The organism is Gimesia sp., assembly GCF_048262075.1.
Taxonomy (GTDB): domain Bacteria; phylum Planctomycetota; class Planctomycetia; order Planctomycetales; family Planctomycetaceae; genus Gimesia.
This window is the reverse complement of record NZ_JBLXFK010000005.1, coordinates 70081-85510: the sequence shown is the minus strand read 5'-3', so window position 1 is coordinate 85510 and position 15430 is coordinate 70081. Positions and strand designations below refer to the sequence as shown.

General features: G+C 52.2%; 14 protein-coding genes. 6 read left to right on the top strand and 8 right to left on the bottom strand.

Annotated features, from left to right (window positions below; all coding sequences use genetic code 11):
- Positions 1 to 219 precede the first annotated feature (219 nt).
- The 3 genes from ACN0YH_RS12060 to ACN0YH_RS12050 all read right to left on the bottom strand — a co-directional run bounded on the left by ACN0YH_RS12060 (position 220) and on the right by ACN0YH_RS12050 (position 3483).
- Positions 220 to 1767: a hypothetical protein gene (locus tag ACN0YH_RS12060; protein WP_417379813.1), complete on the bottom strand. Its 1548-nt coding sequence runs from the start codon at positions 1765 to 1767 to the stop codon at positions 220 to 222.
- A 172-nt stretch (positions 1768 to 1939) separates the two neighbouring features.
- The gene (locus ACN0YH_RS12055) at positions 1940 to 2383 is read right to left on the bottom strand and encodes a hypothetical protein (protein ID WP_417379812.1); all 444 of its coding nucleotides are present in this window, start codon (positions 2381 to 2383) and stop codon (positions 1940 to 1942) included.
- 119 nt (positions 2384 to 2502) lie between these two features.
- Positions 2503 to 3483, bottom strand: a complete 981-nt coding sequence (locus ACN0YH_RS12050; RefSeq protein WP_417379811.1) for a DUF1559 domain-containing protein — start codon at positions 3481 to 3483, stop codon at positions 2503 to 2505.
- A 530-nt stretch (positions 3484 to 4013) separates the two neighbouring features.
- Between ACN0YH_RS12050 and ACN0YH_RS12045 the strand changes: the two genes are divergently transcribed.
- Positions 4014 to 5009: an AraC family transcriptional regulator gene (locus ACN0YH_RS12045; protein ID WP_417379810.1), complete on the top strand. Its 996-nt coding sequence runs from the start codon at positions 4014 to 4016 to the stop codon at positions 5007 to 5009.
- Between the two features lie 23 nt (positions 5010 to 5032).
- Here ACN0YH_RS12045 and ACN0YH_RS12040 read toward each other — a convergent pair whose 3' ends face one another.
- Positions 5033 to 6046 (bottom strand): alpha/beta hydrolase, encoded by a 1014-nt coding sequence (locus ACN0YH_RS12040; protein WP_417379809.1) that lies wholly within the window; start codon positions 6044 to 6046, stop codon positions 5033 to 5035.
- Positions 6047 to 6202: 156 nt separating this feature from the next.
- Between ACN0YH_RS12040 and ACN0YH_RS12035 the strand changes: the two genes are divergently transcribed.
- The 3 genes from ACN0YH_RS12035 (at position 6203) to ACN0YH_RS12025 (ending at position 9000) form a co-directional block, all read left to right on the top strand.
- Positions 6203 to 6928, top strand: coding sequence for a metallopeptidase (locus ACN0YH_RS12035; protein WP_417379808.1), 726 nt, complete (start codon positions 6203 to 6205; stop codon positions 6926 to 6928).
- A 50-nt stretch (positions 6929 to 6978) separates the two neighbouring features.
- Entirely contained in the window at positions 6979 to 7419 is a 441-nt protein-coding gene (locus tag ACN0YH_RS12030) for a DUF4275 family protein (RefSeq protein WP_417379807.1), read from the top strand.
- Between the two features lie 129 nt (positions 7420 to 7548).
- Positions 7549 to 9000: a HEAT repeat domain-containing protein gene (locus tag ACN0YH_RS12025; protein WP_417379806.1), complete on the top strand. Its 1452-nt coding sequence runs from the start codon at positions 7549 to 7551 to the stop codon at positions 8998 to 9000.
- A 601-nt stretch (positions 9001 to 9601) separates the two neighbouring features.
- On the opposite strand, the gene ACN0YH_RS12020 is transcribed toward ACN0YH_RS12025, so the two are convergent.
- Positions 9602 to 10072, bottom strand: a complete 471-nt coding sequence (locus ACN0YH_RS12020; protein ID WP_417379805.1) for a hypothetical protein — start codon at positions 10070 to 10072, stop codon at positions 9602 to 9604.
- A 626-nt stretch (positions 10073 to 10698) separates the two neighbouring features.
- Between ACN0YH_RS12020 and ACN0YH_RS12015 the strand changes: the two genes are divergently transcribed.
- Together ACN0YH_RS12015 and ACN0YH_RS12010 are read left to right on the top strand one after the other, a co-directional pair.
- Positions 10699 to 11535: an SGNH/GDSL hydrolase family protein gene (locus ACN0YH_RS12015; protein ID WP_417379804.1), complete on the top strand. Its 837-nt coding sequence runs from the start codon at positions 10699 to 10701 to the stop codon at positions 11533 to 11535.
- Between the two features lie 48 nt (positions 11536 to 11583).
- On the top strand, positions 11584 to 13131 hold the full coding sequence (locus ACN0YH_RS12010) for a neutral/alkaline non-lysosomal ceramidase N-terminal domain-containing protein (RefSeq protein ID WP_417379803.1): 1548 nt from the start codon (positions 11584 to 11586) through the stop codon (positions 13129 to 13131).
- Positions 13132 to 13277: 146 nt separating this feature from the next.
- Here the strand turns inward: ACN0YH_RS12010 and ACN0YH_RS12005 are convergent, their stop codons facing one another.
- From ACN0YH_RS12005 to ACN0YH_RS11995, 3 genes are all read right to left on the bottom strand, one after another.
- The gene (locus ACN0YH_RS12005; protein WP_417379802.1) at positions 13278 to 14045 is read right to left on the bottom strand and encodes an HpcH/HpaI aldolase family protein; all 768 of its coding nucleotides are present in this window, start codon (positions 14043 to 14045) and stop codon (positions 13278 to 13280) included.
- 143 nt (positions 14046 to 14188) lie between these two features.
- Entirely contained in the window at positions 14189 to 14809 is a 621-nt protein-coding gene (locus ACN0YH_RS12000) for a hypothetical protein (RefSeq protein WP_417379801.1), read from the bottom strand.
- A 149-nt stretch (positions 14810 to 14958) separates the two neighbouring features.
- Entirely contained in the window at positions 14959 to 15372 is a 414-nt protein-coding gene (locus tag ACN0YH_RS11995; RefSeq protein WP_417379800.1) for a hypothetical protein, read from the bottom strand.
- Positions 15373 to 15430: the final 58 nt, after the last annotated feature.

The window sequence follows — 15430 nt, the reverse complement described above, 5'->3', positions numbered from 1 at the left end:
AGAGCAATTAAAATCAATCGTAAATTGTGCGATTAAGGTCGGGCGGTATGGTTCGTCTCTACCTGGATTGACTGCTTTCTCTGACCGTTTCCTGCTCGCTGCGCTCGGCCCGGATGTGCATCCGGGCCTACCCGGTGTGTTTCGTGGTAATTTACCAGTCTGCGTTTTCTATTCCACTCACCGGTCGACTGCCAAGTGCATATTGAAAGCCAAAACCAATCACTTCAGCTCTTGGATCATTTCCTGGGCTTTGGCTTCGAAGAGGGCCTGCCATTCGGGGGCCAGCATGCAGTCGCTGTCTTCCTGGGCGCCGCCGACGTTTTTCAGTTGCTCGGCAGTCGGGGCATAATAGTTGTAGCCGTTGGTGTAACCGGCGACGAACGTGTTTTCGAACGGGGATTTCTGTTTGATGTTCAAGCCGATGTTGACGGTCAGCTCTGCGGGGAAGGTGATCATGCGGAAGTCGCCGACCTTGATGGCGAAGATTTCCGCATCCAGGGTTTTGCCGGCGGCCTGATTGCGGGTCTGGTGTTTGTTGAGCAGCGCCAGGTTGGCTTTGTTGCGGGTCATTTTTTCCATCTTGTAAACGTTATTGATGTACCGTTCCATGTTCGCGCGATTCTCTGCGTCGAGCTTGGCCAGTCCGTCGCGGCCCAGTTTATTTTCCAGCAGATAGCGGTGTGAATAGTACGAAGGATGTTCGTCGTAGAGTTTGTATTTGACGATCAGCGGCAGGAATGTTTTCAGATTGAGACTGGTCCCCTGCAGTGAATTCAGCAGTTGTTCCTGTTCCTTCTTGAGTGACTCAATCCGTGTGGCGTTGTTGGAGCGGGGGAGCGTCAGTGTTTGGTTTAAGACGGTCAGGTCACTGTTGTCAGTGCATTTAATGTTGCGGATCGCTTTAAGCGTGCTGAGCCCCAACTGGTTGCCCAGTGTTTCGGCGTCGCGGGGATTGTCGACGTCTTTGTATTGCGCGGGGTTGATATCGCCGCCACAACCCTGCACGAACAAAGCGATGGTGCCATCACTGAGGTTGTCTTCAATCACCTGTGACGCGAAGCCGCTCATGTCGGCGGTGTTGCCTTTGCTGGGCACGCCCTGAATGGGATGGACGGCGAAGTTATACACGACGGCGAGTGTATCACCATTTTTCTTTTCGAGTTTCAGAATACCAATCTCGGGATCGATGGGGCCGATTTTCGCGACTTCTTCATCGGGGGGGAGTGAGTACGCGTGACGGACGTCGGCTTCTTTACCGTTTTTGAGGAACAGCCGCCGGTTTTCCATCACGCGGTCTTCGTGACCGGTGCCCACACCAACGTTGACGGGAACCAGGTTTTTCGCAGCCTCTTTGATGGCTTTGATGGTGCGTTCTTCCACATCCGCACAGACGATGCCGTGACAGTGGCTGGCGTTGACCATGATGTTTTCGGGTTTGATTTTCAGATCGCGTTCGATCTGTGACCGCACGTTACCCAGATATTCGTTGGTGATGGAACCGATCTCGCCAATGGCGACAGCGTCCACTGTGACGATGGCGGCGGTATTGTCGCCGTCTTTAATGACCAGTGCTTTCACAAACAGGGGGTCATTGACGGGGACGTTTCGATTGGTAATGTCTACTTTGGCGGCGCCCGCCATCAGATCGCCGGCGGTTGCGCGAGCTGGTGTCAGCAGGCTGATGAGAGCCAGCAGCAGCAGAATGGCGGTCAGTTTATGGAAGTGACGGGATACAAGGGGGCGAGCAGTTTCTTGAATGCGGTGCATGGTGTCCTGTTTTCTGAAACGGGGAGTAGTCAATCTAAATCAGATCAGTCAGAGACGGGAAAAGCGACTCCAGCTCCTTCCAGTTTAACTGGAATGTTGAGAGTGCGGGACCCGTTCTTTGAGAATATTAGGGAGAAAGAGAAATCTCTGATCTCCAGGCTGCGGGCGTCGGCTACTTTAAATCGAAGTCGTGGCTGCTTTCACCTTCAGAGACATCTGCTTTGAGGTCCGTTGTGGAAGAACCAAGATATTTTTTAGGAACCTGTGACAATCCTTTATTACTCTGTGCCTGGGCGGGGGTGAATTCGCTGGGGAGAGAGATAAACACACTGTAAGAGCCGGCTGGAATCGGGCCATCCAGTGTGAAAGAGCCGTCTTCTGTCAGATCACCGCCGGCGCTGGCTCCCAGTTGTTCAGAAATATAATTCACGCGGCAATCAGTCAGTGGCTGGCCTTTGAGGCTGACAGTCCCACTGACGGTTCCCATCGGTTTGGAAGCGACGGAGGTCCCGCCACAGCCAGTCAGGAGAGTGATTGCCAGCAACCCGGCACAGCAGAGGGAACCATTTCGAAGTAGAGCATGTGTTCCAGTAGGAGCAGGAATCAAAGCCAGCATGCAGAAGTCTCCCGGTTTTTTTGACAGTGATATCACTGTGAACGTAAGCAGAATGTTAGGTATGACACACAGTCGGCAGTTTACCGGCTGTGTGTTTTGATTCATTGATAAATGTGGAATTAAAATTCACCAAGTACTTTACCGTCCTGAATGGCGCCCAGTGCCAGCAGTGTGTTGAAGTCGATATTATCCGAAAGGAAGCGGACGGCACCGTCGGCCAGCAGGGCGTGTACGCCACCGACATGGAATGACGTGAGCGGACCATTGTTGAATCCCGCTCCGGTGTAAGCAGGTTTGGTTTTCGGGTTGGGTGAGTAACGAATGGTGACCACGCCACCCCCGCCGTATCCAGAACCACCACTGGTGGAGACACCCCGGTGACCCGACCAGCCCCCCGACAGATTTTTACGATAATCGACGCCGGCGATGACGCCGGAATCTTCACCGACCATGATGGTGTTGGAAGTTCCGTCCGTGCAATCACGCATCAGAACGGATTTACCGATTTGCAGCATTCCATTCTGACCCATGGCTCCATAATAAGTGTTGTCGACGGCATTGGTATTGAAGGGGGCCGCTGCAGTGTAGGCGCCTCCGATGCCCACATAGTCCATGGTCATACCCAGATCGCCTCGATCCTGACCGGGAGAAATGCCGTTGGCTGTCCCGGCAAAAAACGCGTCGGTTGTACTGGAGGGGCATTTGAAGGGGGTAACCAGTACGTTATTCAATGCTTCATTTGAGCCGGTACCGGTTCCGTATCCGCCGTCACCGGTCCAGCCATTGTATGTGTTGTAGCCTCGTCCGTTTGCGGGGGTTTGTGTCAGACTGTTATAGAAGTTGGCCTGATCCATGTAAGGCAGGATCGAGACGCGCCAGTTGGCCTGATAAATGGGGACCTGGGCGCCAATCGGAAACGTACGGAAAGCATCATGGTAATTATGAAACGCCAGGCCGATTTGTTTCATATTGTTTTTGCAGGCACTGCGGCGGGCTGCTTCGCGTGCCTGTTGTACTGCCGGCAGTAATAAGGCAATGAGGATGGCAATGATGGCAATCACCACCAGTAATTCGATCAGGGTAAATGCTTTTCGTCTCACGTGACCGCGTCCTTTTTCTAAGATGATTAAACCAGTCAGTGTTAAAAGAGAATGACTACCAGGTTTTCGTAGAGCGCAGAATTAAAAGTGGCCCGTGGGGAGAGCCGAGTATTAATAGGGTTGAGAAATACCGGGCCTGTCAGGGGCCCATGCAGGAGGATTGATGCTGACTTCGAGCCAGAATCAAAATCAAGGCGGCAGGACGCCTGCAGGAAACGTGAAAATCTCAGTCGTTTTTCCACTTTACACTGAGATCTGGCATTGAACATGTCTTATCAGACAGAAAGGCTTCACTATCGGACATGTTTGATCTTCCAAAAGAGATTGGTGTATCCTATTTGATGGCAGTCGTTTACGATTTTGTAAGCTTTATTGGTATAATTAGCCTGTCGAGTCGTATTATGAGTCCGTTATAATCAGGTCCCCTGCTCTGGCTGTGACGAAACGAGATGCACAGCTGGTGCAAGATCCTGCCAGATTTCGAAACGCGTTCGCACTACATGAACTATTAATTGCAGCCGGGCCTACCTATGCAATCAAAAACTTCCATCAGTGACAGCCCTCGAATTCAGCCGTTTCTCCAGCGTGAAAACAGTCTGGATTCCGAGAAGACTGATCTTTCGTATTATTTACCATCCTCACGTCCTCAGCGGTTGGCTTCACTCAGGCAGAGCTGGAGTTACCTGGCATATTATCATGAGACCCCCGGTCCCTTTGCACGATTCACGTCAGGACATTTTCCAGCGGGAACGACCACGCAGAAGCACAATCATGCCGTGATGGCCATGCATGGGAGTCTGCAGGGGCCGTTGACGTTGAAGACGCCATCGGGTGACTATCAACTCGACGCGGGCGATTTTTGTATGATTGGTCCGGGCGTGGATCATCACTGGTTGAATGAAGGTCCGCATACCGCTTCGACCGTGGCATTTCTGATTGATCTGGAGCGGCTGGGGGACTGGCCCGAAAATTCAGGAATTGCAGAAGCGTGCAGAGAATTAGAGACGCTGGTGACCGGCGTGCATCGTATCAGCTCGGCCGGCAATCCCGATCTGCAGCATGCGTTCTGGCGAATGGCCGATCAGTTGATCGCCGAACATGCACATCGCAAGATTGAACTGACCAGCCGCCTGCTGGTCTTTCTGTCATTGGTCCTGGAGCATCTGGCGCCTGCTGTGGAACTGAATTCAGAAGACGACGTCGCATTGCGGATTCGGCGGTTACTGTTGAACCGGGTCAATGATCGCCTGACGATTCCAGAAGTGGCCCGCGAACTGCACGTGAGCCCCACACTGGCAAAAACGGTATTCCGAAAAACTTATGGCTGCGGGATCATGGCGTACTTCAACGAATTGAAAATCTGGCAGTCCAAGCGGATGCTGGGTAACCCGGCGATGACGATCGACCAGATCAGTCGGACGCTGGGATTTTCATCACCCGCCTACTTCACGCGCACGTTCCGTAAACTGACGGGCGAAACGCCGAGCGACTTTCGCAGTAAACGCGGAGCAGCGGAATCGCGTTGAGAGCAACAGCGGGTGTGTTGGCTTTACTGTTTGGTCGACTCGGGGGGAAATAGCTGGCTGGTGAACTCGTGATACGCGCCGACCAGCTTTCCCCGGGCTTCGTACAGCAGTCCGTTATGAGTGCCCCGTTCGATTTTCACGAAACGTTTGGGAATCCCTGATGCGGAAATTTCGGGAGCGGCTGCGAATAATTTTTCTCCCAGTTCACAGGGAACGATGCGATCTGCCGTCCCATGAATCATCAGGGTAGGGCAGGTAATATTTCCGATGAGCTGCTGGCTGGGGTACCGGTCCCACAATAACAGGCTGACGGGAATCCAGGGAAAATGGCTGGAGGCGGCATCGACTAGGGAGCTGAAGGTGGAGCGGAGAATCAGTCCTGCGGGGGGTGTATTCTGTTCGCAGAGTTCGCTGGCCAGCAGCGTCGCGACGCCTCCGCCCAGTGATTCGCCAAACAGGATAACGCGCGAGGGATCGACTCTTCGATCGCGGACGGCATATTTCCAGAAGGTGCGGGCGTCCTCAAGCAAGCCGGTCTGGCTGGGGCTGCCCGGGTTTTCCGCGTAGCCCCGGTAGTCGAAAGCGAAGACATGCAGATTCAGACTGGCCAGCAGGCGGTAATCTTCCATGCGGTGCATTCGATGACCGCCGTTGCCGTGCAGGAGAATCACAACAGGCTGCCCTTTGGCCAACTCGGCATCACAGGCGGCTTGATCAGAACAGGCGACCTGGCCGGCGAGAACATGCCAGCCTTTGAGTTCCAGACCGTCTTCTGTGGTTGTTTTGATTTCGTGTACGACACCGAAAGGCGCATTGGCCTGATCGACGGATAAAGAGGTAACCCGCGTGGGTTGATAGATGAGCCAGCGTTGTGCAAGCATCAACAGAATCAGCAGGACTGCATAAAATGCCAATACCCGCCAGAGGTAATAAACGAGCATTTGTTTCCCGGTTTTTGGTTTATCAAACATCCCGCGTGGTAAGGGGACCAGCCACGGTAGCCAACGCTTCCAGGCTGATTGTGATTTCGTGTTCATGAGCCATCACTTGAAAGTGAGAAATGAAACTGCTTCATTATGTTATTCTATCTGTTCTGAAGCTAAAAACCAGTGGGATCTGTCATCCGGTCTGATATGATGAGAGCGGCTTTTCGTGTTTATACAATCAGATCCGTGTACTCTCAGAGGTATCTCATGTCGTCCCATCAGGCCATTGTCTGTTTTCTGCTCTGTACTTCATTGATTCCTCTGCGCAGTTCGCTCGCAGCGGAAAAGAAAACTTCGTTTCCTGATCCAGTGGAAAAGCAGATTGAAGGCTGGACCGTGGATGTGGACCCGCAATTGTTTTCCAAAGAACATGCCGCACTGGGGCGTAACACGCTGGATGCGCTGGCCAATCATCTACAGCGGGTGAAATATATTGTCCCGCCGGAACGGGTGGCAGCGCTGCAGAAGTTCCGTATCTGGGTCGATTTGCAGCATGCGGAACTGGATAAAATGCAGTACCATCCCAGTCGCGCCTGGCTGGAGTCGCATGGCTATGATCCGCGGCTGGCGCAGCACGTACACATTCCCGTCGCCCGGCAATTGCTCAATCGCAACATGTGGGCGCAGCATCCGTATGTGGTTCTGCATGAGCTGGCGCACGCCTATCACGATCAGGTCTTAAGCTTTGACCAGGCGGAGATTGTCGCCACCTTTGATGCGGCGAAGCAGGCAGGCATCTATGAGAGTGTGCTCTGTCATACCGGGGTCAAAGTCAGGCATTACGGCTTGAACAATCACAAAGAATATTTCGCCGAATCAACCGAGGCGTATTTTGGTGTCAACGATTTCTACCCCTTCGTCCGGGCCGAACTGAAACAGCACGACCCCGCAATGTTCGCACTGCTGGCAAAAATCTGGGGACCGGTGCCTTAAGGGATGCGTCCATTGATGTTTCATGTTGACCATGAGAATCTATCTGGCAAATGATGAGAAAAACATCCAAGAAGTTTCAGGAATTCCTGGCTTCACAATCTGTTGAGATCGTAGAACAGTTTGACACAAAGACCACAGGAGAATTACGCAGAGAGTGGCGGAATACATTTGCCTTAGGATATCGGGTTCCGACTGGAGGGCTATTCTGGCATGTTTTTACCTATGAGCATGCGGTATATATCACTGGAAAACAGGCGTTAAAACGATTTAATGAAGAGTCGCCAGTTGCGTTTGTCGTCTTTCCCAGTCCGAGCGCTGATTCCACCTGCTACTATTGCAAAGCAGAGAAAATGCCTGATTTCAGCGAATATCGGGATGACCTGTTTGTGTGCAATCGTGGTCTCGACTGGACGATGGCGTACACGCATGAAGAAGGTCTTGGCCCATTTTATTCGCGAAAAGAATGGCAAACCTGGTATACGGACTCTTAAAATATCCTGTGTGAATGAATGCGGAGAAACATTGAGCTTTCAGAGAACTGATCGAGGAAGAGAATCATCGATTCCCTACATGAAAACCTGTTACAGCGTGTCGCAGTGGCCTGTGATGAATCGGTGCCCGTGCATGATTTGATTGAGCGCTGGCTGCCTCAGTCGTTTACACTTTCACCCTGGGCTACCTGGACGCTGTTTTCCTTAATCCGGCATCGGCAGAGACAGGCGTTTGTCGCAGAGATTGTCCAGCATCGCCTGGGAGTCAACCTGGAACATCTCGCGCAAAGAGGGTACGCCGCACATCCACCTGATAAAGGTCGTGGAGTAGTGCCGGGGCTGGCGGATTGGGATTACAACCTGCACGGACGCGGGTGCTGTGTGACGAACCGGTTGAGTGGGGTCGAGATTGATGTTGATTTTTTTGATGATACATCAGACTGGTTTGAGCCGTGGTTCTATCAGTGTTATTTAAGCACATTGAAAACCCCCGAACTCTGGGAGAAACGGCTGATTGAACTACATCCCCAGTTCAGTGATCAGGGACCGCCTTTTGAGACCGTCGAACTGGCATTCACAGAACTGCAGGAAGCGGGGTTTCTGGAAGCTCATTCAGAAAGAACATCTATCGTCAAGTTCGCTTTTGACGAACAGGCGCTGTCGAACCAGATGACGTGGTTTGAAACGGCTGCCGAAGACAGACACCGTTTGATACGTCTGGCAGCTGTAATCGGGGACTGGCCACTGGTTGGTAATCTGCAGTCAGCGGAAAATGTTGAGGGCAACGTTACTGAAGCGGCCCAGCAGGTGATTGCATTACGGGAGCAGAAACTGATCAGCCTGTTTGCGGAAGAAAATCAGCAGAAAGTGGCGCTCAAAGGATTACAGGAGATCGATAGTCCTTTCCTGGATGAATACATTACGACCATCTTGAAGCAGGGAACGTCTACAGCGGAAACGGCACTGGAGATGCTGCTGAAACGGAATGACAAAACGTGGTGCCCCCTCATTCATGAGTTTTATCAACAGTTCAATCCAGCGGGATCTGCGGATGAATTTCCGAGACCTGAAATCTGGGGGCAGTGTCTGGAATTTCTGTTTCGTCATCAATATCCTTTTCCCGAAGCGGCAGAGGTGTTTTCGAACGTTCATAAATACTGCCTGGGGGAAGCGGTGGTTCTGGCTCTGAAGTATCGGCCTTCGCAGGCGTTGAAGTTATTTCGTGCTGCATTACGCTCCAAAATTCCCAATAATCGGATGATAGCAGCAGCTGTTCTGGCTTTGATAGATCAGCCCTGGAGTCGTCAGGAGTTGCTGGATGCTTTCAGTGAGTCTGATGAGTCCGATCAAACAGCCGAGTGCCGCGCCGCTCTGCTTGAAACGCAATGCAGCCAAGCACATCAGATTGTTTTGGAGTGGCAGGCTCGACATCCATTTCAGCGGGAATCAAACGAATGGATGACCGTTGAAGAAGTAAATATTCAAAGTCTTCCGATCTATCTGAAGTGGGAGATGGATGAATTACGCGAGCGAATCGTGCCGCTGCGGAATGTCGTCCTGCCGGATTTCAAAAATGAGTGAGCTTGGAATGCAGCGAAGGTGTCCATGGAGCAATGAACTTTTTAAAAACAATCATGCTGGCCCAATATCAGTCGCAGCTACCCGCGACGTTGATTCAGCAGATCGATCGCGAACTGTCGCTGTATTCGTAAAAATCGCGGCGATTGCTCTGGGTGACTGGCATATAGTATAACAATAGAAAGCGTCTGACAGGAGAGTCGTCAGAACCTGGGGTGACCCCGGATGGAATCCGGGGTTGTCGGAGACAACAGGAAACTGTCAGTGAAAGTGTGCGCACGAAGGATAAACGTCTGACTCTGGTAACGATCATGTGCGGAACTGTTTCACTATTCTTTTTGGGTTGGTTTCCTGTTACTGGAGAGTTCGCTTTTTCTGACAGTTTCCTGCTCGCTGCGCTCGTACCGAATGAAATTCGGTACCACCCCTTATTTTTGATTTTCGTGCGGTTTCGTGTTTTTCGTGGTAGTAATTGAATTGCCCGAACCGCGGCTAACGTGCTGCGGCTGATTTCGAATGTTTTACAGTTAATCAGTGACACATGATTAAAACAGCGTTTAATCTTCAGTGGTGCAGGATGTTCAACTGGTGGTGCTGGTGTCTTTCAATAATATTGGTCGGGTGCCTGTTCGCGTTCTATGATGACGCGCTGGCGGGTGGCTTCGAGTTCTTCATTGGACATGTTGCGGATGACTTCCGGGGTGAGTTTGCGGAGCCAGGCCTTTTTGCGGGGAGTCGCTTTGGTATCGAGTCCCAGCAGGCGATCAATGCGTTCGCGGGCGCGGAGGCGGTCCCGTTCGGTGGATTTGGGGCTGTCGATCACCGAGCGATAAAAGTAGAGAGAATCGGCGCGGTGCTGTTCCAGGTTCTGTTCTACTTCATCCAGCATCTCGCGGCGGGCACGGGTAATGTAACGTTCTACAGAACGGCGGCTGAGCGCGAATTCTTCAGCAATCACGGTTTTGATTTCGGATATATAGGAGCCACGACCAATCATTTTTTTAATCAGTCGTACAATCTGTTCTGATTTCTGGCGACTGGTGCGGACACGCGGTTCGGGAGGAGAGTCGGTCATGTTTCAAAATGCTTTCTGTAATGACTCGTTTCTGATAACAGGGATGAAGTCTGGCATCCCGAGTACGTCTGATCTTCGCGAAGGGCACGACGCTGTCAACAGGGTTCACAAGCAAACGGGGTGGCGAACTGTGCTGATAGGGGCCCGATCTGTTGCGGTGCCAGGGCGGTTCCGAGACGAAGTTTTACGATGTGCGGCGACCCGCAGGCATACATCGGGAACGGGTGCTGTTTCAGGCAGTGAAGATCTGGAAAAAACAGGCGGTTTTGCAGTGAAGATCAAGAACAACTGGCACGTGTTTCAGTGCACTGTAAACTGGGCACGCGCGCGACACAAAACAGCGTTTATCGCCGGCGGCGCGCAGCGGTCAAGTTCAATATTTGCAGGAACATCGATTGAGCAGTGCGCGTCTGACAGCTGGTTTTCGGACGTATTATCAATTAGACTCAATCCAATTCACCCGAGCGACATTGCAGTAAACGTGAATACAGGCTGCTCAAATCAAGCGGTTTGTAAATTGCACTTGCTGCGTGAGTACCCCATAATGAAGACGAGGCTGCCCAGTTCAGCTGCTTACCGATTACGACCCCACCTGCTTCCATCAACTTACCTACAGGACTTCTCTGATGATGTTACGACGACTTCCTCTATTTGTTTTAATGACTGTGATTTTGATCCTGTCTGTTCCCGCAGCCGTGAATGCGGAGCATGAGGGGAAGGTACAGATCCTGTTACTTGGCGACAGCACAACGGAAGGCAGTATTCCACGTAAGCTGAAGCCGAAAGGTCCGCATCTGGAACAGGTGCTGGAACAACTGCTGGCAGCAGAAGGTGATCTGCCGGCCTGTCATGTGATCAATTCGAGTTTGAGCGGCGAATATATCAAGCGCCTGTTTGATTCAAAACGCTATGATCGTGCCGCTGCCAAACTGCCGGGCCTGGATTACATTTTTATCCGATACGGTTTGAACGACCGGGCACGACGCGAGAACTTCACGGAGAATTTTCCCAAAGACTTTCATCAACTGCTGGCGCGGCTGCGAAAAGATCATCCTGATGCCGTGCTGATTCCAATGACGGTGATTCCATTCGCGAATGAAGCGGACAGTAAAGTCATCAATGATCTGGTGTTTGACGTTGCGAAGAAAGAGAACCTGGAGGTCTTCGACATCTATCCCCGCTATGCAGAGGAGCTGAAAAAGGGGCAGAACATGCTCACCTATCGGCGTTATCCGCTGTCGAAGGTTCCGGAAAAATATCATGCCCTGGTGAAGCCATTTGTGATCGGTGGCAGTGTGGTGGTGATGGCAAACGAGCTGGATCCGGTTCTTGGCGACCTGCCCGGCTGGTATAGTGACCGTCATCCGAACCTGGCGGGATATAATGTGATCGCTGATGAGACGGCTGCTTATATGGCAAAGTTACTGCGGGCGAAACAGGCGAAGACCGAACAGAAACAGTAAGGAACTGCGACAATTCGCTACTATCAACTGACTGGAGAGTGTGTGCCCATGCGATGTTTTTCACTGATGCTGTCGTTCGTGTTGAGCATGATATTGGTTCTGTGTGTTCTACCTGCAGACGGATTTTGTGCCATCTCTGCGGGTGTGGCTGCGATTGATATCACGCCAGAGAAGTTACCGGCTCTGCAGAATGGCCAATTTCTGGAAATCAATCAGAGCAAAGTGCTGGACCGTCTGTATGCCCGCTGTTTTGTGCTGCAGTCGGGAGAGACGACCGTCGCGATTGTCGTCGTGGATTCCTGCATGATTCCTCGTGATATCTGTGATCGGGCGAAGCTTCTTGCCCGTCGTAAAACGGGTATTCCCGTTGACCGAATTCTGATCTCTTCGACCCATACGCATACCGCGCCGAGTGTGATGAATCTCTGCCTGGGGACGAACAGTGATCCGACCTATGAACGCTTTCTGCCTCCCAAACTGGCCGAAGGAATTGCAAACGCGTATGCGAATCTGGAACCGGCGCGGATCGGTTACACGTCCGTCGATGCGCCCGAACACACGTACTGCCGACGCTGGTTGAGACAGCCTGATAAGCCGGGAGAAGATCCTTTCGGGGATAAAACGGTGCGTGCGATGATGCACCCCGGTTATCAGAATCCCGATTACATCGGTCCTGCGGGACCTGCTGATACGGGGCTGTCGCTGTTGAGTATTCAGTCAGCCGATGGCAAACGCCCGTTGGGTCTGCTGGCGAATTATTCGATGCATTACTTCGGAGCGCGGGGCGGATTCTCTGCGGATTACTACGGGAAATTCTGTCAGCTGATGGAAGAGAAGATCGGGAAAACTGGTGATTCTAAAAGGGCGTTCGTGGCGGCCATGTCACAGGGAACGTCGGGTGATCTGCAGTGGATGGATTATTCCAAACCGCGACGCAGCGATTATAACATTGACCAGTATACGGGTGAGCTGGCGGAGATTGCTTTGAACGCCTATCAGAAAATCAACTATGGCAGCGGCACTCCCCAGTTGGAAATGGCGCAGGCAACGATTGTGTTGAATCGCCGTCTGCCGTTTCCTGAGCGACTGGCCTGGGCGGAGGCGATCAATGCGAAACGGGGAGACAGGCGTCCCAAGAGCCGACCGGAAGTCTACGCCGAGCAGGCGCTGTGGATGGAGACACATCCGGTGGAAGAGTTGATTCTGCAGGTGATCTGTATCGGCGATCTGGCGATTACGGCGATTCCCAATGAAGTCTACGGGATTACCGGATTGAAGCTCAAAGCACAGAGTCCGTTCCGTTATACGTTCAATATGAGCCTGGCGAACGGCGCTGCCGGCTATATTCCTCCGCCAGAACAGCATTACCTGGGAGGTTATACGACGTGGCCGGCCCGAACCGCTGGTCTGGAGGTTTATGCAGAACCTCAGATTGTGGGAACGCTGCTGGGCATGCTGGAGCATATCTCAGGTCAGCAGCGTAAACCGTTGGCAGACGATTTTTACAATAAACAACAGCGGACTGCGATAGAGAAAGCGCAGGCGGATAATAACAATCGGGTGAATCGGGGGCGGAAGATTAAGCAGAAGGATTGATTGAGTCAGCTGCGACCTCCTGCTCGCTGCGCTCGTACTGAATTTCATTCGGTAGCACCCATTTTTAAATGTACAATTTGGGATTAAGCTAATGGGTGAGCTCGAACGTGCTCCGGGCTCATTCACTGGCTTTGTCTTGTGTCCGTTTACCCTTTGCGGAGTTCGCTATAGGCGGTTTGCATGGCGTGTTTCAGCATGAGTCCATCGTTGGCGTAGACGACCAGGCGAGCACCCTGTCTGATGGTGCGGACGGCTTGCTTTGTAGTGCCAAACCAGCAGCCCGCGGCGACATGCTGCTGATTGGCGATGTCGATGACTTTCTGGATGGCGGCGATCAGATCGGGGTTGTCGTATTCGCCGGGGATTCCCATGTTGGTGGTCAGATCGCCGGGGCCGACGAAGACCGCGTGTACGCCGGGAATCGAACAGATCTTTTCCAGGTTCTGGATGCCGGGCACGGATTCGATCATGGGAATGAAGAGTGTGTTCTCGTTACGTTTCTCAATGTAGTCGGCGGTTTTCTGATTGACGAATTTTCCGGTCTTGAGGACTTCATCGAGCACGATGCCTTTGAGTGGTCGATAGACGGCGGCGGCTGCGAGCTGCTGGGCCTGTTCGTATTCTTCGACGTAGGGAACGACCACGCCATCAAAGGTATCACAGACGCGGGCGACGTCCGCAGCGTCGCGACTGTGGGTACGGGCCAGGCAGGCGATGCCTTTGGAATTCAATGCATATCGCAGGGGGAGGAACTCCGCGAGATCGAGCGTCGTATGTTCAGGAGTGACGATCACAAAGTCGAGCGAGTTTTCGGGAATCGATTCCACCATCGCTGGCACGACGGAATACTGAAACAGCGAACCATAAACGGTTTCGCCTTTGATCAGTTTGTCTTTCAACTTTTTCACCAGCATAGCAGCCTCACTTCATTCGGGGGGACAGGAGTGATTTCACCAAAGTCGTTGATTCCATGATGCCGGGTGGGGAGCTGGAAGTAAAGAAAAACCGTCTGATTTGGAGAAATGGTGGGGTGTGCCCCAAATGTCGGAATTCCAGCTTATTCTTCATTCAAAGCATTCAAGAGCTCGTCAAACTCGGGTGGTAATGCGGTGAGTGGCAGCAGGTCGTCGGCTTCCGGATTTTCGGGGAGGGGCTGAAAATCGATGTAGCGCAGATTCAAAGTGACGTCGAATTCGCCCAGTGTCATGTCCAGCAGGATGAAGCCTGCGCCCATCAATTCTTCACGGTTCTCTTCGGTCAGGCCGGGGACATAGACAATCAGATCGATGGCTCCGTCCTCGGTCTGCAGCCAGAAATAGAAGTCGCTGGCTCTCAGTTCTCTGTCACCAAACCGCAGGCCGAACTCTGAGACATCGACCCGCTGGCGAAACGGGGTAAACGTCCATTCGGGCAGGTCGGGGGAACTTTCAATCAGTGCCAGCACTGTAGGAAATGTCTCTTTCATCCCATCGGCGCTGATGACCAGGTCACGAATTCCCTCCGAATTCAGCCTGGAAATTTCAAATGCCAGTCCCTCATCCACTTCCTGTAGTCGCTCATTGAGTTCTTCCAGCAGCTCTGCCTGATGATCTTCAAAATCGTTCAGCCGCGACAGATTGTTTTCAAACCAGAGCCAGAAGGAAAGTACATCAGGTATCGATTCGGAGTCCATGCACATTGAGTGAATCCAATTATTTCCAGGAGTTGTCTGCGGATCTTCTGACAATCACATGTGGCGTGACCTAAACTGACTTCGATTGAGTCGTATATTAAAAGAAGCCGATATCATTCTAACCAGTGAACTCGAAAGAGTGAAATAAATTTCATTCAGTTTATCACAGGCAGTGGTTGCAGGTCGGGTTCCACGAACGTCTGTTTTGCTTCCAGGGAGATGACGCGGTCTTTGCTGAAATACTTGAGGAGTACCGGTTTATTGAGGGTCGCTGCCCAGGCTTCGCAGAAAGCTTCTGAATTGGGAAATGGTTCCGACTGCTGCAGGGCGGCGGTGACCAGATGCATGAAGGCGACGGTGATGGTTTCGTGGTAGCCGCGTTCGAGTTCTTCCGGTGTATTGGTGGCTTTGTTGTAGGCTTTGATGCCGGCCCGCATTTTGTCGGTCGCTGTTGGTAGATCAAATTGTGAAGCGTAGAGGTAAGCTACGCGGAGGTGAGCGTGATGCGTCCAGTCGGCGAACGGGAGTGTGCAATTCTCGAATGCGTTGAGAAAGTGCGAATCATCCATCGTCAGTTTGCTTTCACGGTATTTGAGATGGCCTGAGAGCGCAGTTTTTTCAGGCAGG

Excerpts from the sequence above, each read along its gene's own strand:
- ACN0YH_RS12060 (WP_417379813.1), bottom strand. The coding sequence starts at position 1,767 with ATGCACCGCATTCAAGAAACTGCTCGCCCCCTTGTATCCCGTCACTTC.
- ACN0YH_RS12055 (WP_417379812.1), bottom strand. The coding sequence starts at position 2,383 with ATGCTGGCTTTGATTCCTGCTCCTACTGGAACACATGCTCTACTTCGA.
- ACN0YH_RS12045 (WP_417379810.1), top strand. The coding sequence starts at position 4,014 with ATGCAATCAAAAACTTCCATCAGTGACAGCCCTCGAATTCAGCCGTTT.
- ACN0YH_RS12040 (WP_417379809.1), bottom strand. The coding sequence starts at position 6,046 with ATGAACACGAAATCACAATCAGCCTGGAAGCGTTGGCTACCGTGGCTG.
- ACN0YH_RS12035 (WP_417379808.1), top strand. The coding sequence starts at position 6,203 with ATGTCGTCCCATCAGGCCATTGTCTGTTTTCTGCTCTGTACTTCATTG.
- ACN0YH_RS12030 (WP_417379807.1), top strand. The coding sequence starts at position 6,979 with ATGATGAGAAAAACATCCAAGAAGTTTCAGGAATTCCTGGCTTCACAA.
- ACN0YH_RS12020 (WP_417379805.1), bottom strand. The coding sequence starts at position 10,072 with ATGACCGACTCTCCTCCCGAACCGCGTGTCCGCACCAGTCGCCAGAAA.
- ACN0YH_RS12015 (WP_417379804.1), top strand. The coding sequence starts at position 10,699 with ATGATGTTACGACGACTTCCTCTATTTGTTTTAATGACTGTGATTTTG.
- ACN0YH_RS12010 (WP_417379803.1), top strand. The coding sequence starts at position 11,584 with ATGCGATGTTTTTCACTGATGCTGTCGTTCGTGTTGAGCATGATATTG.
- ACN0YH_RS12005 (WP_417379802.1), bottom strand. The coding sequence starts at position 14,045 with ATGCTGGTGAAAAAGTTGAAAGACAAACTGATCAAAGGCGAAACCGTT.
- ACN0YH_RS12000 (WP_417379801.1), bottom strand. The coding sequence starts at position 14,809 with ATGTGCATGGACTCCGAATCGATACCTGATGTACTTTCCTTCTGGCTC.
- ACN0YH_RS11995 (WP_417379800.1), bottom strand. The coding sequence starts at position 15,372 with ATGGATGATTCGCACTTTCTCAACGCATTCGAGAATTGCACACTCCCG.